This window comes from Actinoplanes couchii (assembly GCF_016862075.1).
GTDB lineage: Bacteria > Actinomycetota > Actinomycetes > Mycobacteriales > Micromonosporaceae > Actinoplanes > Actinoplanes couchii.
Genome location: NZ_BOMG01000193.1, coordinates 1 through 938, shown reverse-complemented (window position 1 = coordinate 938; position 938 = coordinate 1). Strand labels below are relative to the sequence as shown.

Sequence of the window (938 nt, the reverse complement as noted above, 5' to 3'; positions counted from 1 at the left end):
TCGTGAAGCCGTCGGCGTCGCGGTACATGGCGACGTGGTTGCAGGACTGATGAGTGATCCACAGCCCCAGGCCGCCGTTGGCGCCGTCGCCGGTGGCCAGCAGGCCGGCGAACGGATCCTTGGGGCCGGTGCCGGAGTCGGTGACCGTCGCGACGAGACGATCGGCGCCGTTCCACAGCCGTAGCCGGACCGGGCCGTGGCCGTGGCGCTGGGCGTTGGCGACCATCTCGCTCACCGCCACCACCAGGTCGTCCACCTCCTCCGGTGCCACGAAACCGCGGTCGGCGGTGCGTACCGCCTGGCGGGCCTCGGACAGGGTCGGATCGATCAGCTGGATGATCGGCGCGCCGCTCTGCAGCGGGTCCGGGGCCGGCGGAGGTTGTTCGCTCAGGTAGCGGTGCGGGTCGGTGAAGCCGGTGTTGGCCGTGTGCCGCCCGCCCGGCAGGGCCGTGCGGGGATGGGTGCGCATGACCTCGGCCAGCGCGGCCGGTGGAGTGGCCCGGGTGTCGTAGGCGCAGATGCTCCACAGGGGGAAATCGTCGTAGGCCCGGTTGATGGCGGCCTCGTACCGGGCCCACCAGTCCCATGTGACGCCCTGGGTGACCGCGGTGAGATCACCGAAGATGCGGATCTGCGAGGCGCCGTCGGCCACATGGCCGGCCAGGATCTTGCGGTACGACCGGATGGCCGCGGCCGGCTTCTCGTACACCGCGCCACCGGGCAGGAACGTGACCGCGGCGCCGCCCGGAAGTGCGGCCCGCACCAGTTGCGCATGCCGTTCACCGAGAGCCACCACGCTGGGCTCGCCGCTCGCCAGGCCGCCCATCAGGAACGGCACCGCCAGAGCGAGCAGGTCCTCATCCGAGGCGAAACATCCCGCCGTGTGGAAGTAGCCCACATGCCCGGCCGCGGCACCCGTCCTCATCGCACCAGCTCCA

1 protein-coding gene is annotated in these 938 nt (G+C 71.6%); it reads right to left on the bottom strand.

Annotated features, from left to right (window positions below):
• Positions 1–925: anti-sigma factor RsbA family regulatory protein (locus Aco03nite_RS52445; RefSeq protein ID WP_203810792.1), on the bottom strand; the 925-nt coding region annotated here is incomplete at its 3' end.
• Between the last annotated feature and the right edge of the window lie 13 nt (positions 926–938).